Raw genomic sequence first — 18209 nt, 5'->3', positions numbered from 1 at the left:
GAGAGCTGCCGAAGCGAGAGCGTCGAGCAACAGGTTCATGTGAATTCAGGCAAGGCGCGGCGACGCCTCGCATGAAGCGCGTTTAGGAGCAATGGATGGCCACCAAGGCAAAGACGCTGCAGGCGAAGGACAAGGAAAAAGACGACAAGGCAGCGGACGCGCCGGAGAAGGACTCCCAGGACGCGCCGTCGCCCTTGCTCGATCTGTCCGACGCCGCCGTGAAGAAGATGATCAAGCAGGCCAAGAAGCGCGGCTTCGTGACCTTCGATCAGCTCAACGAAGTCTTGCCGTCGGACCAGACCTCGCCCGAACAGATCGAGGACATCATGTCGATGCTCTCGGACATGGGCATCAACGTCACCGAAGCCGACGACACCGAAGGCGAGGAAGAGAAGGACGAGGGCGAGGACGAGACCGACAACGAGCTCGTCGAGGTCACCCAGAAGGCCGTCACCGAGGTCAAGAAGAGCGAGCCGGGCGAGCGCACCGACGATCCCGTGCGCATGTATCTGCGCGAAATGGGCACGGTCGAGCTGCTCTCCCGCGAAGGCGAAATCGCGATCGCCAAGCGCATCGAGGCCGGCCGCGAGGCGATGATCGCGGGTCTGTGCGAAAGCCCGCTGACCTTCCAGGCCATCATCATCTGGCGCGACGAGCTCAACGAAGGCAAGATCTTCCTCCGCGACATCATCGATCTCGAAGCCACCTATGCCGGCCCCGACGCCAAGGCCGGCATGAACAATGCGATGATCGCTGGCCCCACGGGCGAGAACGGCGAAGCCACTGCCGAGGGCGGTGACGCCTCCGCGTCCGCAGCGGCGCCCGCGCATGTCGCCCCGCCGGCCGCGCCGCCGTCGCCGACCCCGTTCCGTGCCGCCGCTGCGCCCGGTGCCGCCGAAGCCGAGGAAAAGGATCCCGGCGAAGCCGCCGCCGAGTCCGACATGGACGACGACGAGTTCGAGAACCAGATGTCGCTCGCGGCGATCGAGGCCGAGCTCAAGCCGAAAGTGGTCGAGATCTTCGACAAGATCGCCGACAGCTACAAGAAGCTGCGCAAGCTTCAGGAGCAGGACATCCAGAACCAGCTCCAGAACGAGTCGCTCTCGCCGCACCAGGAGCGCAAGTACAAGAAGCTGAAGGACGAGATCATCGTCGAGGTGAAGTCGCTGCGCCTCAACCAGGCGCGTATCGATTCGCTCGTCGAGCAGCTCTACGACATCAACAAGCGCCTCGTCTCGCACGAGGGCCGCCTGATGCGCCTTGCCGACAGCCACGGCGTCGCGCGCGAGGACTTTTTGCGCAACTACACGGGTTCTGAATTGGACCCGCGCTGGCTCAACCGCGTCTCGAAGCTCTCCGCGAAGGGCTGGAAGAACTTCGTCCATCACGAGAAGGACCGCATCAAGGACCTCCGTCACGAGGTGCATCAGCTCGCAGCCCTGACCGGCCTCGAGATCGTCGAGTTCCGCAAGATCGTGCACTCCGTGCAGAAGGGCGAGCGCGAGGCACGCCAGGCCAAGAAGGAGATGGTGGAAGCCAACCTCCGTCTCGTGATCTCGATCGCCAAGAAGTACACCAACCGCGGCCTGCAGTTCCTCGACCTGATCCAGGAAGGCAACATCGGCCTGATGAAGGCGGTCGACAAGTTCGAGTACCGCCGCGGCTACAAGTTCTCGACCTACGCGACGTGGTGGATCCGGCAGGCGATCACGCGCTCGATCGCCGACCAGGCCCGCACCATCCGCATCCCCGTGCACATGATCGAGACGATCAACAAGATCGTGCGCACCTCCCGCCAGATGCTCAACGAGATCGGCCGCGAGCCGACCCCGGAAGAGCTGGCCGAAAAGCTCGGCATGCCCTTGGAGAAGGTCCGCAAGGTCCTCAAGATCGCGAAAGAGCCGCTGTCGCTCGAAACCCCGGTCGGTGACGAAGAGGATTCGCATCTCGGCGATTTCATCGAGGACAAGAACGCGATCCTGCCCATCGACGCCGCGATCCAGTCCAATCTGCGCGAGACCACCACGCGCGTGCTGGCCTCGCTCACCCCGCGCGAAGAACGCGTCCTGCGCATGCGCTTCGGTATCGGCATGAACACGGATCATACGCTGGAAGAGGTGGGGCAGCAGTTCTCGGTGACGAGAGAACGTATCAGGCAGATCGAAGCGAAGGCGCTAAGGAAGCTGAAGCATCCGTCGAGGTCGCGGAAGCTGCGGAGCTTTTTGGATAATTGATCGCAGGCAGCGATCGAAAGCAAAACGGCGGGCCTTGGCCCGCCGTTTTTGCTTTGCCGACATTGCGAGCGTAGCGAAGCAATCCAGAGTCTTTCCCGCAGAGGCATTTCTGGATTGCTTCGCTGCGCTCGCAATGACGGGGGGCAGCCAGGCCTACTTCTTCTTCGCTCCCACCCGCTCGAGTCGCTTGATCTCCAGCGCCGGCTTGCCGCTCTTTTCCGCGATCTCGCGGTCCTGCTCCATGATGAAGCCGCGGGCGGGCTCGTCGCCGTCGAGGCCGCCGAGCAGTTCGGCGGGGACGCGGCGGTTGGAGCGTTGGGAATCGTCTTCATAGACGACGTTGAAGAAGGCGAATTCGCCTTTGGGATTGGTTCCGGGTTTTTTGGCCATGGCGGCTTGTCGTCGATAGCCGCGCCATAGTCAAATGACTTTGCGCGCCCTTCGGGGGCGGCGCGGCGCCGTGGCCGGGCACTGGTCGCATCGGAAAGCTTTGTCCCGGGAACCGCTCGCCGCAATAAACGGCGGGCCGGGCCCGCCGTTTATTTTGGTCTTCAGTGTCGCCCGGGGCTGGCGGGGCGACAACCTAAAATAGAAGGCTATAGAAGGCGCGCTGCGATGGCAAGGCGAATCGTGGACGCGTCGGTGTCGCAGCGAGCGCATCAGATATGCGTTGGCTGCGATGTGTGATGTGGCGCCACATCGAAGCAATTGGTTGGCTTGTCAAACAACTTTGTTCATCTCCACGTCCTCCCGCACGCATGAGGCCGCGCTGTTGTCGGCAAGGTGTGCTGGCCTGCACGTGCTCCTGCCTGCATGCAGATGACGTGATCGAACGCACGAAGCGGCCTCCATGGCGCCGCGGATATCATCGCGTGCGCGTGAGCTGCGCCACCTCCTGCACGGCGAGGCGCGATCCGTGTCCGCCGCCTTTGCCGCTGTCCTCTTTCCGCCCCTGCGCCATGATCGCGCTGCCCATCGCGGCCGAGCCGAAGGTGATGAGGAAGGACGCCAGCAGCAGCCCCAGCGCGATGCCGGGCGAGCTGTCGGCGAAGATCAGCTCGCGCAGATGTCCGGGATTGAGCCAGAGCAGCCCGCCGACGAGCAGCGCCGCGGCGCAGGCGCCGATCGCGAGGTTGATGGCGAGCAGGCGGAACAGGGGGATGCGGAGCAGGGAGCGGGTGGGTCCGCGAGGGTGCTGATGGTTGCTCATGGCTGGTGGCTTATTCTGGCTCAACGCGTCGCGCGATGTTACTGCGGAAGCAACGATATCATAGTGCCAACTCTCTCATCCGTCATTCCGGGGCGCGACTAAGTCGCGAGCCCGGAATCCATCGCGACACCGTCTCTGCCGCCCGATGGATTCCGGGTTCGCGCTACGCGCGCCCCGGAATGACGGGGAGAAAGTGCGGCGATACCATTCCCTCACGCCGCCGGCGCAGCCCGGCCGGCGGCTGCGTGCTGCTGCGCCGCCTGCTGCCGTTCCATCATATTCTGCCACAGCGTTGCGATGCTCGCTTGCGTCTGCGGTGCGATCAGGCAATGGCCTTCATTGTCGAAGCCGCAGAACCGCACCGACGGATCCTTCTTCACCTCGACCAGCGCCTGGTTGATCATCTCGAGGCAGGTGATGACCTCGCCGACGTCGTGCAGGCGGGTGTGGTGCAGGATGTCCATCAGGCGGAACGTCATCACCGCGGGCTGGCCGAAGCTGATGCCGGGGCGGCCGAGCTCGAGCAGCACGTTGACCGCCGGCAGCACGCCCCTGACGTGCTCGAGCACGCCGGCGACGTCCTCCACGCTGCAGGCGACGAGATGGGACGCCTGGGGCGGGATCGTCACGGGCGCGCGGGGCGTGAGGCCGAGCGAAGAGATCACCTCCTGCTCGATCCATTGCCGCACCGCTGCGGGCGCATTGCGGATTTGCTCGGTGGTCAGGGTGATTCCGGTCATGGGTAAGTCTCCTGCGGTTCTCCTGTTGACTGCAATCTAGAAAGCAGGGAGTGGGACGGCTTGACGCGGATCAAGCCTGTCGTTTTGACGCTTGCCTCTTTCCCGGGCATGATCCGCGCTGCTTCGCGCCAGTGTTTTTAAGGGGATTGCTCAATATGCTGAGATCGCTTCTCGCCGCCGCGTCGGTGCTGTGTCTGGCCGGCGGTTCGGCGCAGGCCGCGCGCTGCGGCGGCGACTTCAACACCTTCGTCGCCGCCATGGCCCAGGAGGCGCAGGCGGCCGGCGTCTCGGCGAGCGTCACCAATTCGGCGCTCAGTGGCGTGGCCCCCGATCCCGCGGTGCTCGCCTTCGACCGCCGCCAGCGCTACACCTTCAACAAGACCTTCGAGCAATACGTCTCGACCCGCGTCGGCCCGGGCCGCATCAATGGCGGCCGCGCGATGCTGCAGCGCCACGCCGCGTTGCTCTCGCGCATCGAGCAGAAATTCGGCGTGCCCAGGTACATCCTGGTCGCGATCTGGGGCCTGGAGAGCGATTTCGGCAAGGGCGACATCGGCAAGATGCCGGTGGTCCGCACGCTGGCGACGCTGGCGCATGATTGCCGCCGCACCGATCTGTTCCAGGGCGAGCTGCTCGCCGCGCTCAAGATCGTGCAGCGCGGCGACCTGCCGCTGCGCGACCTCATCGGCGCCTTTGCCGGGGAGATCGGCCAGACCCAGTTCCTGCCGTCGTCCTACATCAAGTACGGCGTCGATTTCGACGGCGACGGCCATGTCGATCTCCGCCACAGCATCCCCGACGTGCTCGCCTCGACCGCGAACCTGCTGCACACCAGCGGCTTCAAGATGGGCCAGCCCTACGGCGAGGGCACCGCCAATTTCGAGGCGATGCGCGAGTGGAACAGGGCGGTGGTGTATCGCAAGACCATCGGCTATTTCGCCGATCGCCTGGCGGGGCAGTAGCTGCACACTCAGTCTCGTAGGGTGGGCAAAGGCGCAGCGCGCCGTGCCCACCACCTTTGCGTCATCGTGAGAAATCGTGGGCACGCTTCGCTTTGCCCACCCTACGATAGCGAAGAGTGCTGCGACGCCATCGCGTCACTCACTACCCCTTCGTCATCTTCTCCAGCTTCCGTTGCAGCGGCGCCCAATAGGTGCCCGGGCGGAAGCGCTGCAGCAGGTCCATGAAGCGGGCGTCGTTGCCGATCAGGATGCGCGGCTCGTTCCGTTCGATGCCCTTGATGATGCGCAGCGCGGCGTCCTTCGGCGTGGTCTTGGCCGCGTTCTCGAACCGCTCGATCGACTGCGCGCGGCGGGCATTGTCGGTGACGCCGATTCCGCTGCGGGAATTGCGCGCGATCGCGGTGGCGACGCCGCCGGGATGCACCACCGACAGTTTGACGGGACTTCCCGCAACGCTGAGCTCGTGCCGCACGCTCTCGGAAAAGCCGCGCACCGCGAATTTCGCCGCCGCATAGGCCGATTGTCCCGGCGGGGCGATGATGCCGAAGATCGAGGACAGGTTGACGATATGCGCTTCGCTTCTCGTCGTCAGATGCGGCAGGAAGGCGCGCGTGCCGTGCACCACGCCCCAGAAATTGATGTCGAACAGCCAGTCCATCTGCGCCTGGTCGATCTCGTCGAACGAGCCCATCAGCGCCACGCCGGCATTGTTGACGAGGATGCCGAGCTCCGGATGCGCGGAAATCGCCTCGGCCGCGAATTGCGCGATGTCGGCGGGCTCGCCGACGTCGACGCGGTGCACGCTGACCTTGCGGGTCGATCCAATCTCTGCCGCCAGCGTCTTCAGCCCGGCCTCGTCGCGATCGGCGAGCGCGAGATCGCAGCCGCGCAGCGCCAGCTCGATGGTCAGCGCGCGGCCGATGCCGCTGGCGGCTCCCGTGATGGCGGCGGCGCCGCGAATCCCTGTCACAATGTTTCCCCCGTCGAACTCCCGCAGATGGAACTATGCTTTACATTTTTTCATAATGGAACCGAACTCCACGCGAATTTGATCCTTAACATACGTTACGCAAGCGAGCATTGGAGGACGCCCATGGGACAAGCGCAGCCATTTCGTGCCACCGCGCTGATCGTCGAAGACGACGTCATGCAGCGCGAGATGCTGTGTCTCCTGCTGGAAGAGAGCGGCTATCAAGTGATCCAGTGCGAGAGCGCCGAGGCCGCCGAGCGCGTGCTCGAGAAGAGCGCCGGCGCGCTCTGCCTGATGATGACCGACGTGCAGCTCGCCGGCCGCATGAATGGGGTCGAGCTCGCCCATGTCGCCAAGGATCGCAATCCCAGGCTCGACGTCGTCGTCACCTCCGGCCGCCCCTTGAAGCAACCCTTGCCCGCGGGCGCAAAATTCTGGGCAAAACCTTGGGCGCCGCTCGACGTGCTGCGTGAAGCCGAGCTCGCGCAGCTGTCCTGATCCTCCTCATCCGTCATCCTTCGAGGCTCGCCGAAGTGGCGAGCACCTCCAGCGACAACGGCTCGCCGTTGCGCGGGAATGACGCAGGAATTGCTTCGTTGGTGCGCTCAGCGCTTGTCAGCCCGCCATCGCGTGGTTGAAGGCGCAGCTTCCGCGTCGCGAGGCGGGCTGCTATGGTTCGGCCATGTCCTGGTCCTTCCTGCTCACCTCGCTCATCGTCGTCGCCTCGCCCGGCACCGGCGTGCTCTACACGCTGGCTGTGGCGCTGACGCGCGGCTCGCACGCCAGCCTTGCCGCCGCCTTCGGTTGCACGCTCGGGATCGTGCCGCACATGTGTGCCGCGATGCTGGGGCTCGCCGCCGTGCTCCACACCAGCGCGCTCGCCTTCGCCGCGCTGAAATGGGGCGGCGTCGCCTATCTGCTCTACATGTCCTGGCAGGCGCTGCGCGAGAGCGGGGCGCTTTCGGTCGAGGGCGGGATCAGCGAGCGTTCGAGCGGCCGCGTCGTCGTCACCGGCTTCCTGATCAACATCCTCAATCCCAAGCTGTCGATCTTCTTCCTCGCCTTCCTGCCGCAGTTCATCGCCGCGGACGAGGCCCATGTGCTGGCGCGCATGCTGGAATTGAGCGGCGCCTTCATGGCGATGACCTTCGCGGTGTTCGCCGTCTACGGCTTCTCTGCCGCCTCGGTGCGCGAGCGCGTCATCTCGCGCCCCCGCGTCATGGCCTGGCTGCGCCGCAGCTTCGCCGCCGGTTTTGCCGCACTCGGCGCCAAGCTGGCGTTCGCGGAGCGGTAGGTTCTTCTCAAGGTTGTTCGTGACCTTGCCGCCATCCTTCGAGACGCCGGCTCGAGGCGGGCTCCTCAGGATGAGGGCGGAGGGCGTAGCGGCTGCTTCAACGTGCCATAGTGCCGCTCAGCCTCATCCTGAGCCGCCAGCGCCAAAACCGGCACTGCACACGGACCATGAACACGGTATCGTTGGCTGCGGAGCGCCGCCGGGAGACAGTGTGGCTGCTTGATCCTCTGGTGCGCCTGGTTGCCCGGCGTGGCTCAATACGAGGAGAAAGTATTGGAAACCAAACACCGCATTCTGCGCCGGCTGGCTCGTCAGCTCGGTCAGCAAATCATTCCCTATCCAGCCACCGGCGCCTAATCGGTGTTCATGGAGAGGGACCGCCGGAGGCGGTCGTTTCGAAGGATGAGGCGTGCCCGTTCAGGTGCAGCCGCTATTGGCTATTGCTCGGTCGTACCAGTGAGAGAGCAAGCCAATAAAAAAGCGGGCTCGCGCCCGCCACATCAAACCCTCAATCCCCGACCCGACGCCCGGGCGGAGCGAGGCTCCACCCGGGCAAAGAACAAGCCTCGTTACTTCTTCTTCGCCTTCTTGGCCTTCTTCGCCTTCTTCTTCGTCGCCTTCTTCGCTTTCTTAGCCATAGGATCCTCTTAAGGGTTAATGGTGAAACGCGACACGAGGGATGCTCGGCGGAGGGCCAGCCTCGCAACATCCTCAGGCGCAAACTCAGCAGATTCGCAGGTCTCTGCCCCGCGCTGTCACATCCATGTCATCACGTTATCCACAGCTCAGATACATTTTCAGGTGATTTTGCCGCGCGAATCCGCTTCACGCCGCGCCGCGGCGCGGCCCGCGCGTCCGCGGCAGGGCTCGATTAACGATGCCGGAGGCCGCTTTCGGGATTCATCAATCCAAAACCAACGCCGGAGTTTGCGCGATTGCGGTGAGACTCCATTAAGCGCGTCGCGCGCATGATCCTCCGCAAGAACACGGGGGCGGGGTAATGTACGGACGTTTGCCAAACGAAGAGGGCGGGACCATGCGCGTCCCGGAGTCGCCATGCTGAGCGTGCCGACACTCTGGACCGTCATCGTCATCAACTTCCTGGCGCTGGGCATGGTCTGGGCCTATGTGGCGCGCGCCTATCCCAAATTCGAGGCGGCGCGGTACTGGACGGCGGCCGCGTTTCTGGCCGCATCAGGCGCGGCGATCTCGATGCTGCGCGACGTGATGGACCCGCGCTTCCCGCTGATCGCCGGCGGCGGCATCATGATCTTTTCGTCCTGGCTCGCCTGCATGGGCGTGGCGCGGTTCTATCACCGGCCGGTGTCCTGGCCGGCCGCCATCGTCAATTCGCTGCTCGCGACCGCCGGGCTCGCGTTCTTCCTGGTCGTCACCGACAACATGCCGATGCGGGTCGTGATCTACTCGCTGGCCCAGTCGACCCCGATCCTGATGACGCTGCCGCTGCTGATCGGCGAGCAGAGCGGCCGGGAGAACCCCGGCGCCCGGCTCGCTGCGATCGTGGGATTTCTGCTGCTGTCGATTCACGCCGTCCGCTCCGGCGCGGCGCTGCTCGGCTATGGCGGCGCCATCACGGCGATCAACTTCAACGGCTTGCAGTCCATCATGATCCTGCTGCTGGTGTTTCTGGCCATGGGCTGGAATTTCGCCTGCCTGCTGATGGCGATCGAGCGGCTGCGCAACGAGGTCGCCGACCTCGCGCTGCTCGACGACCTCACCGGCGTCGCCAACCGGCGGCATCTGTTGCAGCGCCTGACCGAGGAATGCGCCCGCTCCGAGCGCAGCCACCAGCCGTTCTCGCTGCTGGTGATCGATCTCGACGGCTTCAAGACCATCAACGACACCCACGGCCATGCCGCCGGCGATGCCTGCCTGAAGCACTTCACCCTGATGGCGCAGACGCGGCTGCGGCCCGGCGACATGCTCGCCCGCACCGGCGGCGACGAGTTCTGCGTCGTGCTGCCGTCCTCGTCCCTGCGCGAGGCCGCGATGATCGCTCGCCGCGTGCTCGAGGTCTGCCGCCAGGATGCCGAAGCCTGCACCGGCAACGACATCCCGATCGCGATCTCGATCGGCGTCGCGCAGTGGGATCACGGCATCGGCGCGTTCCCGGACCGCCTGATGGCCAATGCCGACCACGCCCTCTACGCCGCCAAGAAGAACGGCAAGAACGACTTTGCCGTCTACGATCCGGCGCCGCCGCTGTCACCCGAACAGGCCGGCTCGCGCGAGGCCTCGCACTATTTCGCCTGAGACCATGCTAGATTGCGGCCGCCGTTGGACCCCGCATGATGATTGCCCGCCTGTTCGCGGCCGCTCTCGCCGCTCTCTGCCTGATTTTCCCCGCGGTCGCTGAGGACGCCGAACTGACAAGACTCGCGCGCGCCTCCGGCACGCCCGAGATTCCCGGCCTCAGAATCGTCTGGCTGGCGCCGTGGGGTGAGGTCCGCGACGCAAGACCCTGGCGCAACATCATTGTGCACCAGACCGAGGGGCCGGCGGGCTCGGCGCGCGGCGGCGCGCTGGCGCAGGCAAAGGCCCCGACCCGCCGCGGCGTCACGGTGTGGGTCGAGACCGACGGCACGGTCTATTGGGCAGTCGCCGAAAACCTGGTGCCGACCCATGGCGACGGCGCCAACCGCAACGACAACAAGTACATCGACAACGGCCCGACCTACCGCCAGGTCGTGCGCGACAATTCGATCGGCGTCGAGTTCGCCGGCAATTATCCCGATGTTGCCGCAGGCCCAACCGAGGCGCAGGTCGCGGCGTGGAAGATCCTCGTCAAGGTGCTGCGCACGCGCTACGGCATCCCCCTCGACCGCGTCTATGCCCACAACTGGATCGACTACAAGGACGCGCGTTATTGCGAAGGCTGCTGGCTCGCGACCCTGGCGCGGATGTGGGGGGAGTAGACAGCGGGCGTCATTCCGGGGCGCGACGAAGTCGCGAGCTTCGGTGCGCGATTGCGCATCTGAGAATCCATTCATCCACCAACTCCGCGGCCTGATGGATTCCGGGTTCGCGCCAATAGGCGCGCCCCGGAATGACGGCGGAGCTCACACCGGCTGCGACATCCAGCCGAACAGCCGCGTCATCAGTCCCGGCCGGCGCGGCAGCTCCGGCGGCGCGTCCGCGGCCAGCACGCGCTTGAAGAGGTAGTCCAGGAACACCATGTCGTTCGGCTCGGTGACGGTGAACTGCTCCCCGCCGAAGAACACGCTGTAGCTGTAGAAGAACGGGCCCAACAGCGGGATCGTCGCCGTGCCGGCATAATCCTTCGAGATCACGAACTCCGACGGCTCGAGGCCGTGCTCGCGCATCGCCTGCTCGACCAGCGGCAGCTTGCGCATGAACTCGGCTTCGAAGCCGCCGACGGTGGATTGCAGGATGATCGACACGGCGCTTGTCCACTGGCTGCTATCGGTCCGATCATTCTGGGTCGGTCGATCGGCAGCGCGGGTTCAAGGCAGGCCGCGGCGTGCTGGATGCCCGGTCAAGCCGCGGCAGGACAGCGGGGGGCTGGCTTCGCATCCGAACGATGCTTACACCCAAAACAAAAAGCCGGCGTCACCGCCGGCATTCTGTCTCTTTCGATCCGCCAATCTCTCTTCGCGGCCGAAGCCCCGCTCAGTGCGCGGCTTCCAACGCGGCCTGTTCGGCCCTTGCGATCGTGCCCTTGACCGCGGACTGCACCTTCTCGAAGGCGCGGACCTCGATCTGGCGGACGCGCTCGCGCGACACGCCGAACTCGGCGGCAAGGTCTTCCAGCGTCATCGGCTCATCGGCGAGGCGGCGGGCCTCGAAGATGCGGCGTTCGCGCGGGTTGAGCACGCCCATGGCGCCGTTCAGCGCTTCACGGCGGTGATCATACTCCTCGTGCTCCGCCATCATGGCTTCCTGGTTGGGCGTGTTGTCGACCAGCCAGTCCTGCCATTCGCCGGCCTCGCCGTCGTCGCGGATCGGCGCGTTGAGCGACGCGTCGCCGCCGAGGCGGCGGTTCATGTCGATCACGTCCTGATCGGTGACACCGAGGCGCTTGGCAATGATCTTCACCTGGTCGGGGCGCAGATCGCCTTCGTCCAGCGCGTTGATCTTGCTCTTCGCCTTGCGCAGGTTGAAGAACAGCTTCTTCTGGTTCGCGGTGGTGCCCATCTTCACGAGCGACCAGGAACGCAGGATGTACTCTTGAATCGACGCCTTGATCCACCACATGGCGTAGGTGGCGAGACGGAACCCCTTCTCGGGTTCGAAACGCTTCACCGCCTGCATCAGGCCGACATTGCCTTCCGAGACGACCTCGGAGATCGGCAGGCCGTAGCCGCGATAGCCCATGGCGATCTTGGCCACGAGCCGGAGATGGCTGGTGACGAGTTGGTGCGCCGCGTCGCGATCGTCATGCTCGCGCCAACGCTTGGCGAGCATGTATTCCTGCTGGGGTTCCAGCATCGGGAATTTGCGGATCTCGGCGAGGTAGCGAGATAGGCCGGATTCTCCATTGAGGACCGGCAAAGCAGCGGTACGGGCCATGGTGCGCCCTCCAAAGGTTCAGGCCCCCGATAGCGGCGGGCCAGGCAGACGACCGCTGTGTCAAAGCCGGTCGGGCTGCGATGTTCCGCGTCGGTCATTCCAACGCAGGCGCAATATACTCCATAGGGGGGCAAAAAGGGAAGGATTGCTGACGTCACGTCCCCGTGTGGCCGCTATAACTTTTTGTAATGTAACGCCTTTCTTAAAAGGGCTGCGTCATAGCGCCGCTTTCAGGGTGCTTTGCAGGAGAAGCAAATCCTCTGGTAGAGCCGCCTCCCAGTGCAGTAATTCTCCGCTCCTGGGGTGCTCCAATACCAGAAGGTAAGCATGTAGGGCCTGCCGTCCGAGCGCGGACAGGGCGGCCTGCGACTCGGGGCCGAGCTGGTTCGCCTTGGTCTTGAAATGCGGGCCATAGACCGCATCGCCCATCAGGGGATGGCCGATATGGGCGAGGTGGACGCGGATCTGGTGGGTGCGCCCGGTCTCGAGCTCGCAGGCGAGCAGCGAGGCCACGGGCTTGCCGTCGCGCCCGGCAAAGCTCTCCAGGATCTCCCAATGTGTCACCGCCTCGCGGCCGCCCTGGCGCACCGCCATCTTCTCGCGCGCATGCGGATGGCGGTCGATCGGCGCATCGACGGTGCCGCGGTGCCGGCCGGGAACGCCCCAGGCAAAGGCCATGTAGCCGCGCCGCATCTCGCCGGTGCGGCCGTGATCGGCGAACTGGGCCGACAGCGAGGCGTGGGCCATGTCGTTCTTGGCGACCACCATCAGCCCGGTGGTGTCCTTGTCGAGCCGGTGCACGATGCCGGGCCGGCGCACCCCGCCGATGCCCGACAGCGAGGCGCCGCAATGGGCGATCAGGGCGTTGACCAGCGTGCCGGTCTCGTGGCCGGCGGCAGGATGCACCACCAGTCCCTTCGGCTTGTTGATCACGATGATGTCGTCGTCCTCGAACACGATGTCGAGGGCGATCTGCTCGCCCTTGGGCTCGGCGGGCGCCGCCTCCGGCACGTCGATTGTGATCGTATCGCCGGATGCGACGTGATAAGCGGGGTCGCGGACCGGGGCCGCCTTCAGGCTCACTGCGCCCGCCAGGATCAGGGTCTTGAGCCTTGATCGCGACAGCTCCGGCAGGCGCGCCGCCAGCACGCGGTCGAGCCGGGCCGAACCTTCGTCGCCGGCGACCACGACCTCTAACCTCTGCGCTGAACCAAGACCCTTGGGGCCAAGACTTTCCATGACGACGTCTGACACTGCTGTTCCCGAACCGACCCCCGAGCAGGCCGCGCTGTTCGCGCGGGTGCGGCGGATGATGCTGATCGCGGGGTTGACCACGGCGCTGGCGATCTGCGCCGTGCTGATCGCGGTGGGCTACCGCCTTTTCAAGTCGGAGGGAAGGGCGCCCGAGGCGGCCGGCGACGTCACCGCCACCCTGCCCAAGGGCGCCAGGATCGTCTCGACCGGGGTTGCCGGCGACCGCCTCGTGGTCACGCTGGATCTCGGCGGGGTGATCGAGATCCGGACCTTCGACGCCCATACCCTGAAGCCCGCCGGACGGCTGAAATTCGCCAATGAGCCGTAAAAGGCGCGCCGGGGTCCTTGCGGCGGACAAATTTCGAGGCTATTGGCTAGCCCTCACGCTCCCTTCGTCTAGCGGTTAGGACGCGGCCCTCTCAAGGCTGAAACAGGGGTTCGATTCCCCTAGGGAGCGCCAGTCAAATCCTAAGCCATTGAAAACCTGCACACTCTGGGCAACCATGTCAGCCTGGAAAACCGCCTGCTACTTGCGTAGCCAATGAGGCGGTCCGCATTGGTCGTGCAATGGCAATCCTGATCCCGAGCCTTGGCTTCGCGCGCTTCGACAGCCGTGGGGAGCTTCGACTCGCGGAACGGCTCAAGGATTTTCTCGAAGAGAACGCCGTCGTCTGGCACAATCTCCCCGTCGGCCCTCTCAACCGGCATCCGGATTTCATCATCGTCCATCCCGCGAACGGCCTGCTCGTGCTCGAGGTGAAGGACTGGCGTCTGGAGACGATCGTCTCGGCGGACAAGACGCAGGTCGAGCTGCTGACGACTCGCGGCAACGTGCGGGAGAGCAATCCGCTCGAGCAGGCGCGCAAATACACATTCGAGGTTCTGCGCACGCTGGAGCGGGACGGGCAGCTGCTGTTTCCGCCCGGTCATCGCCTCGCGGGCCGCACACTTGTGCCGTTCGGCTATGGTGCCGTGTTCACGAACATCACGCGCAAGCAGTTCGATCAGACCGACCTCAAGGAGGTGTTCCCCGAGCAGCTCTGTGTGTTCAAGGACGAAATGACGGAGGGCGTCGATCCCGAGGAATTCCGGTCCAGGTTATGGCGCATGGTCTATCCGCGTCTCGGAGAGCCGCTGTCCATGCCGCAGTTCGACCGGCTGCGTGCGCTGCTGTTTCCCGAGATCCGCATCCGGCAGATCGCCCTGCCTCTGGACGATGCGCCCAAGGCCGATCCTTCGGACCGGACGCTTGCGGTCATGGACCTGCATCAAGAGCAATTCGCGCGCAGTCTCGGGGAGGGACATCGCATCATTCGCGGCGTCGCCGGATCGGGCAAGACCCTGATCCTGGCGTTTCGAGCCGAGTATCTGGCGCGCGCGGCGGCCAAGCCGGTGCTGATCCTGTGCTACGCCAATGGCATCGCGGGGCGGCTCGAAGATGCCATGCAGAGCAGGGGCGTGGAGGACCGCGTTCAGGTTCTCACCTTTCACTCCTGGTGTTACCGGATGCTGCGGACCTACGGAATCCCCGCGCCCTCCGAGCGGGACTATCCGGATTACGCCGAGCGGCTGGCCGCCAGCGTTGCCGCGGTCGTGAACGCGGTCGATCAGGGCCACATCCCGCCGGAGCAATATGACGCCGTCCTCATCGACGAGGCACACGATTTCGAGCCGCGTTGGCTCGCGCTGGCGGCCAAGATGGTGAACCCACGCACCAGGGCGCTGATGGTCGTCTACGACGACATCCAGGCGATCTACAAAGGGCGCGAACGCCCGGTGTGGAGCCAGCTCGGAATCGAGGCCAAGGGCAGAACCACCGTGCTGAAGGTCAACTACCGCAACACTGCGCAAATCGTCGCCTTCGCGAGACGCTTCGCTGCGGACGTCATTGGCGCTCCCGGCACGACAGCCGATGACGAGCACGCCATCCTGCTGCCCGAAGATGCCGGCCGGCAGGGGCTGGAGCCGGACGTGCGGCGATGCGTGAGCATCGATGCGGAAGCGCACTGCGTCGCCGAGTGGTTTCTGGACCGGAAAAAGGCCGGCTACGAGTGGTCGCAGATGGCGTGCCTCTACCCCGAGCACTGGATCGGTGGGCGGGTCGCACAGATCCTGGCCAAGCATGGCGTGCCGATCGACATGGCCAAGGACAACCGCAACCGGGTCTCGGTCAAGCGCGTGGCCGTGCGATTCCTGAGCATGCATTCCGCCAAGGGTCTCGAGTTTCCCTGCGTCGCCATTGCCGGCCTCGGCCTGCTCGGCCGCCATGGCGAGACCGTCGAGGAGTGCGTGCGACTGACCTATGTCGGTGTGACCCGCGCGACGCACGAGGCGCTGCTGACGTACTCGAGTGAAACGGCGTTGGTGCAGCGTTTGATCGCTTAGACTGACGCCTTCAGCCTCTCTGTTACGCCGTCGTCCCGTCAATCGAGCGCCGGATCACCTGCTGCACTTGCCCGTTCGACAGGAACAGGTCGTGGTTGACGATGCCCCAGCCTTCCGCCGAGGCGTCGACCACGCGGACGCCGAGGCGGGCGATGGCGGCCTTCTCGGCGGCGCCGACGCGGGTCATGCCGCCGGCGAGCTGGCCTGACAGCGCCAAAGCGCGATCGTTGGTCGCGGCGATCACGGTGATCTTGCCCGCCAGCGGGCCGATGCGCTGGACCGCCGACGAGAACACGTCCATGTCGATGTCGGGGGCGGCAAACACCACCGCGCCGATCTTGCCCGTCACCGTCTCGCCGTATCGCGCATGGAGCTGGCGCAGGCTCTCCAACGTCAGCATGGTTCCCATGCTGTGCGCAACGATGTGCACGCGGCCCGTCCCCGGCGCCGACACCAGCGCAGAGAGCACCCGCTCGAAATCGTCGCGCGACCACATCGCGCTGTCGCGGTCATAGGCGTAGTCGAATAGCCCGGCCTTGGAGGGCCAGGCGAACACCATGGTGCGGCCGCGGAACCTGATGGCATCGGAGAGATAGGCGCCGTCCAGCACCGCCGTCTCGAACGTCTGCTTGAAGCCGTGCACATAGATCAGCACGTCGCCTCCGCCGGCCTGCGCGGCGAGGTCGCCGGCGTCGGCCGGCACAGGTTCGATCCGATCGAGACGCCAACCGCCAAGTCCGACCGAGGCAAGCGACAGGCGGCTCTCGTCGGGCGCCACCAGCTTGGCCCGCGCCACGGTCATGCTGGTTGCGCGCTCCGGACCGAACCAGGGTTTGCTGCGCGCCCCGTTCACGGGCTTGCGCGTGGTGGCGACGAGCAGGGTGGGATCGACCGAGAGCGACGAGGCGTCGTAGCGCGCGCCGGTCGCGCCGAGGCCAGCGCAGCCGCCGAGCGCGAGCGCGCTGCCTGCGGACATCAGTGCGCCGAGCAAAGCGCGGCGCGACATGGAAGGATTTGTTTGTAGAGGACGTCGACTTATCACAAGGAACCCATGGGAACTTTGCCCCCGACGGCGCCGCCCCATCTGCTCTCTGAATGACAATGGGGGCGAGATAGCGGCGGAGCCGCGTCGCTTGCCTTGTAGCTTTCAGGTGAATGCCAAGGTCAGTCGACGATCTCGATGGAATGGACCTCGCACCAATCGCGCAATGCCCGCTCCGTCGCCTTGTTCCGGTAATCATGCCAGGCACCGATCGCTCTTCGTCGTGACAGAAGGGCCTTGAACTTCTGGTAGGCGCCGCGTTTGCTGAAGAAATAACGAACCTCGTCCAAATCATCGGGCAGCAGCTCGCGGACAAAGGCGATCACAAGAGGCTTGCCGAGGTCGAAATCTCGAGAGTTCGGGATCCGTAAGTACTTGGCCTCGTCTTCGATATCGTCAGGCAGTTCGTCTTCCTCTAGGTCTTGCAGACTGTCGTCGTCGAATTGGTAGTAGATCTTTCCCGTCTCCCTGCAGACGAAGGTGTGGCACTCCCCCATGCCGCCGCTGACGTCGGCGAACTCGAAAGCCTGGAGGACATCTTTGAATGCTACGGGCATTGGGTGCACACGATCTTATCGCAGTTGCAGTTCCTTCAAACGGCCTCGTAAGATGCGATCTTCTTGATCTGAGGTGCGAGCGCGTCTTCCGCCGTTTCGAGGTCGAAGCGGGTTTGAATATTCATCCAGAACGCCGCACCCGTCTTGAAGAATTTTCCCAGCCGCAGCGCGGTGTCGGCCGTGACGGGCTTTTCTTCGCGCGCAATGCGCTCGATCCGCGTGCGCGGCACGTTCAGCGCGGCGGCGACCGCGTAGGGTGTCAGCTTAAGCGGAACGAGAAATTCTTCGCGCAGGATTTCGCCGGGATGAATCGGCGGAAGTTTCCGTGCCATCTGCGAACTCCTTTCGGTTGGCAACACTTGGCCCGTCGAACTAATTATAGTCCATGATCTCGACGTCCTCTGGGCCCGCGTTCGTCCATCTGAACACGATCCGCCACCGATCGTTGATGCGGATCGAGTGTTTGCCCGCCAGCTCGCCCTTGAGGGCTTCGAGACGGTTGCCGGGCGGCGACCTGAGGGCTTCGAGAAAATCGGCGGCGTCCACCATAATGAGCTTTCGGCGCGCGATCCTTGCGAGGTCTGACGGAAAACCCTTCGGGATCGTTCGACCCTGAAGTATCGCTTCGGCGAACTTCCCGCTGAAGCTCTTGATCATGGTTATACGTATCCCGTGGAGATACGTATTTCAAGACTTTCGTATCTTGTTGGGATACCAATTCCGGCCCTTCGTCAGGTCGGCCTGGGGCCCCGTCGGGCAAAGCACCCCAATTCCTTGTCAACTCCTCCCGGCAAAAATATTCCACTTTACCGAAATTCGGATTTGTCGTATGTGTCGGCCATCCCAGCCCACCAAAGGGGCGGTCGTACGTCGTTTCGAGCGCGGGCTGGGAGTTGCGATGGACGCGGGCGGCGTTAAAGGCGGGGCTTGCGCGTGCAGGGCGAGATCAACCTCGTGAGCAGGCGCGACCCGCAAAGACGAACGGCGCTGCTTGCGTACGGCGAAACCGT

The 18209-nt window shown here is 64.7% G+C and carries 19 protein-coding genes and 1 tRNA gene; 9 read left to right on the top strand and 11 right to left on the bottom strand.

What is annotated here, in order from left to right; all coding sequences use genetic code 11:
- Nucleotides 1–95: 95 nt before the first annotated feature.
- Nucleotides 96–2234, top strand: coding sequence for an RNA polymerase sigma factor RpoD (gene rpoD / locus DCM80_RS08325; protein WP_257196536.1), 2139 nt, complete (start codon nt 96–98; stop codon nt 2232–2234).
- A 153-nt stretch (nt 2235–2387) separates the two neighbouring features.
- Here rpoD and DCM80_RS08320 read toward each other — a convergent pair whose 3' ends face one another.
- The 3 genes from DCM80_RS08320 to DCM80_RS08310 all read right to left on the bottom strand — a co-directional run bounded on the left by DCM80_RS08320 (nt 2388) and on the right by DCM80_RS08310 (nt 4184).
- Nucleotides 2388–2624 carry a hypothetical protein gene (locus tag DCM80_RS08320; RefSeq protein WP_257196535.1) on the bottom strand — a complete coding sequence of 79 codons (237 nt, stop codon included), beginning with the start codon at nt 2622–2624 and terminating at the stop codon, nt 2388–2390.
- Nucleotides 2625–3099: 475 nt separating this feature from the next.
- On the bottom strand, nt 3100–3444 hold the full coding sequence (locus tag DCM80_RS08315) for a hypothetical protein (RefSeq protein ID WP_257196534.1): 345 nt from the start codon (nt 3442–3444) through the stop codon (nt 3100–3102).
- A 212-nt stretch (nt 3445–3656) separates the two neighbouring features.
- Nucleotides 3657–4184, bottom strand: coding sequence for a hypothetical protein (locus DCM80_RS08310; RefSeq protein WP_257196533.1), 528 nt, complete (start codon nt 4182–4184; stop codon nt 3657–3659).
- A gap of 155 nt (nt 4185–4339) precedes the next feature.
- Between DCM80_RS08310 and DCM80_RS08305 the strand changes: the two genes are divergently transcribed.
- On the top strand, nt 4340–5146 hold the full coding sequence (locus tag DCM80_RS08305; protein WP_257196532.1) for a lytic transglycosylase domain-containing protein: 807 nt from the start codon (nt 4340–4342) through the stop codon (nt 5144–5146).
- 142 nt (nt 5147–5288) lie between these two features.
- Here the strand turns inward: DCM80_RS08305 and DCM80_RS08300 are convergent, their stop codons facing one another.
- On the bottom strand, nt 5289–6116 hold the full coding sequence (locus tag DCM80_RS08300) for an SDR family oxidoreductase (RefSeq protein WP_257196531.1): 828 nt from the start codon (nt 6114–6116) through the stop codon (nt 5289–5291).
- A gap of 123 nt (nt 6117–6239) precedes the next feature.
- Between DCM80_RS08300 and DCM80_RS08295 the strand changes: the two genes are divergently transcribed.
- The 4 genes from DCM80_RS08295 (at nt 6240) to DCM80_RS08280 (ending at nt 10346) form a co-directional block, all read left to right on the top strand.
- Complete coding sequence (locus tag DCM80_RS08295) at nt 6240–6614, top strand: response regulator (protein WP_028134496.1); 375 nt, start codon at nt 6240–6242, stop codon at nt 6612–6614.
- Nucleotides 6615–6798: 184 nt separating this feature from the next.
- Complete coding sequence (locus DCM80_RS08290) at nt 6799–7410, top strand: LysE family translocator (RefSeq protein WP_257196530.1); 612 nt, start codon at nt 6799–6801, stop codon at nt 7408–7410.
- A 1056-nt stretch (nt 7411–8466) separates the two neighbouring features.
- On the top strand, nt 8467–9684 hold the full coding sequence (locus tag DCM80_RS08285) for a GGDEF domain-containing protein (RefSeq protein WP_257196529.1): 1218 nt from the start codon (nt 8467–8469) through the stop codon (nt 9682–9684).
- Nucleotides 9685–9719: 35 nt separating this feature from the next.
- A complete protein-coding gene (locus DCM80_RS08280) occupies nt 9720–10346 on the top strand; it encodes a peptidoglycan recognition family protein (protein WP_257196528.1) in 627 nt (208 codons plus the stop codon).
- A 144-nt stretch (nt 10347–10490) separates the two neighbouring features.
- On the opposite strand, the gene DCM80_RS08275 is transcribed toward DCM80_RS08280, so the two are convergent.
- From DCM80_RS08275 to DCM80_RS08265, 3 genes are all read right to left on the bottom strand, one after another.
- Entirely contained in the window at nt 10491–10832 is a 342-nt protein-coding gene (locus DCM80_RS08275; protein WP_257196527.1) for a hypothetical protein, read from the bottom strand.
- A 229-nt stretch (nt 10833–11061) separates the two neighbouring features.
- On the bottom strand, nt 11062–11961 hold the full coding sequence (rpoH, locus tag DCM80_RS08270) for an RNA polymerase sigma factor RpoH (RefSeq protein ID WP_257196526.1): 900 nt from the start codon (nt 11959–11961) through the stop codon (nt 11062–11064).
- A 216-nt stretch (nt 11962–12177) separates the two neighbouring features.
- The gene (locus DCM80_RS08265) at nt 12178–13308 is read right to left on the bottom strand and encodes an RluA family pseudouridine synthase (protein WP_373569410.1); all 1131 of its coding nucleotides are present in this window, start codon (nt 13306–13308) and stop codon (nt 12178–12180) included.
- Here DCM80_RS08265 and DCM80_RS08260 point away from each other — a divergent pair.
- From DCM80_RS08260 to DCM80_RS08250, 3 genes are all read left to right on the top strand, one after another.
- The gene (locus tag DCM80_RS08260) at nt 13199–13543 is read left to right on the top strand and encodes a hypothetical protein (protein ID WP_028134502.1); all 345 of its coding nucleotides are present in this window, start codon (nt 13199–13201) and stop codon (nt 13541–13543) included. The two genes, DCM80_RS08265 and DCM80_RS08260, sit on opposite strands and share 110 nt — an antisense overlap.
- A 57-nt stretch (nt 13544–13600) precedes the next feature.
- Nucleotides 13601–13675: transfer RNA gene (locus DCM80_RS08255), tRNA-Glu, on the top strand.
- 107 nt (nt 13676–13782) lie between these two features.
- Nucleotides 13783–15600 (top strand): DEAD/DEAH box helicase, encoded by a 1818-nt coding sequence (locus DCM80_RS08250; protein WP_257196524.1) that lies wholly within the window; start codon nt 13783–13785, stop codon nt 15598–15600.
- Between the two features lie 22 nt (nt 15601–15622).
- On the opposite strand, the gene DCM80_RS08245 is transcribed toward DCM80_RS08250, so the two are convergent.
- The 4 genes from DCM80_RS08245 to DCM80_RS08230 form a co-directional block, all read right to left on the bottom strand.
- A complete protein-coding gene (locus tag DCM80_RS08245; protein ID WP_257196523.1) occupies nt 15623–16606 on the bottom strand; it encodes an alpha/beta hydrolase in 984 nt (327 codons plus the stop codon).
- 158 nt (nt 16607–16764) lie between these two features.
- A complete protein-coding gene (locus DCM80_RS08240) occupies nt 16765–17199 on the bottom strand; it encodes a hypothetical protein (RefSeq protein ID WP_257196522.1) in 435 nt (144 codons plus the stop codon).
- 35 nt (nt 17200–17234) lie between these two features.
- Nucleotides 17235–17531 carry a HigA family addiction module antitoxin gene (locus DCM80_RS08235; protein ID WP_257196521.1) on the bottom strand — a complete coding sequence of 99 codons (297 nt, stop codon included), beginning with the start codon at nt 17529–17531 and terminating at the stop codon, nt 17235–17237.
- A gap of 40 nt (nt 17532–17571) precedes the next feature.
- Nucleotides 17572–17856 carry a type II toxin-antitoxin system RelE/ParE family toxin gene (locus tag DCM80_RS08230; RefSeq protein WP_257196519.1) on the bottom strand — a complete coding sequence of 95 codons (285 nt, stop codon included), beginning with the start codon at nt 17854–17856 and terminating at the stop codon, nt 17572–17574.
- Nucleotides 17857–18209: the final 353 nt, after the last annotated feature.

Source organism: Bradyrhizobium sp. WBOS08, assembly GCF_024585125.1.
GTDB classification, from domain to species: domain Bacteria; phylum Pseudomonadota; class Alphaproteobacteria; order Rhizobiales; family Xanthobacteraceae; genus Bradyrhizobium; species Bradyrhizobium japonicum_B.
This window is presented reverse-complemented; position numbering and strand designations above follow the sequence as displayed.

Excerpts from the sequence above, each read along its gene's own strand:
- DCM80_RS08280 (WP_257196528.1), top strand. The coding sequence starts at position 9,720 with ATGATGATTGCCCGCCTGTTCGCGGCCGCTCTCGCCGCTCTCTGCCTG.
- DCM80_RS08250 (WP_257196524.1), top strand. The coding sequence starts at position 13,783 with ATGGCAATCCTGATCCCGAGCCTTGGCTTCGCGCGCTTCGACAGCCGT.
- DCM80_RS08315 (WP_257196534.1), bottom strand. The coding sequence starts at position 3,444 with ATGAGCAACCATCAGCACCCTCGCGGACCCACCCGCTCCCTGCTCCGC.
- DCM80_RS08230 (WP_257196519.1), bottom strand. The coding sequence starts at position 17,856 with ATGATCAAGAGCTTCAGCGGGAAGTTCGCCGAAGCGATACTTCAGGGT.
- DCM80_RS08235 (WP_257196521.1), bottom strand. The coding sequence starts at position 17,531 with ATGGCACGGAAACTTCCGCCGATTCATCCCGGCGAAATCCTGCGCGAA.
- DCM80_RS08285 (WP_257196529.1), top strand. The coding sequence starts at position 8,467 with ATGCTGAGCGTGCCGACACTCTGGACCGTCATCGTCATCAACTTCCTG.
- DCM80_RS08290 (WP_257196530.1), top strand. The coding sequence starts at position 6,799 with ATGTCCTGGTCCTTCCTGCTCACCTCGCTCATCGTCGTCGCCTCGCCC.
- DCM80_RS08240 (WP_257196522.1), bottom strand. The coding sequence starts at position 17,199 with ATGCCCGTAGCATTCAAAGATGTCCTCCAGGCTTTCGAGTTCGCCGAC.
- DCM80_RS08245 (WP_257196523.1), bottom strand. The coding sequence starts at position 16,606 with ATGTCGCGCCGCGCTTTGCTCGGCGCACTGATGTCCGCAGGCAGCGCG.
- DCM80_RS08260 (WP_028134502.1), top strand. The coding sequence starts at position 13,199 with ATGACGACGTCTGACACTGCTGTTCCCGAACCGACCCCCGAGCAGGCC.
- DCM80_RS08310 (WP_257196533.1), bottom strand. The coding sequence starts at position 4,184 with ATGACCGGAATCACCCTGACCACCGAGCAAATCCGCAATGCGCCCGCA.
- rpoH (WP_257196526.1), bottom strand. The coding sequence starts at position 11,961 with ATGGCCCGTACCGCTGCTTTGCCGGTCCTCAATGGAGAATCCGGCCTA.
- DCM80_RS08305 (WP_257196532.1), top strand. The coding sequence starts at position 4,340 with ATGCTGAGATCGCTTCTCGCCGCCGCGTCGGTGCTGTGTCTGGCCGGC.
- DCM80_RS08320 (WP_257196535.1), bottom strand. The coding sequence starts at position 2,624 with ATGGCCAAAAAACCCGGAACCAATCCCAAAGGCGAATTCGCCTTCTTC.
- rpoD (WP_257196536.1), top strand. The coding sequence starts at position 96 with ATGGCCACCAAGGCAAAGACGCTGCAGGCGAAGGACAAGGAAAAAGAC.
- DCM80_RS08295 (WP_028134496.1), top strand. The coding sequence starts at position 6,240 with ATGGGACAAGCGCAGCCATTTCGTGCCACCGCGCTGATCGTCGAAGAC.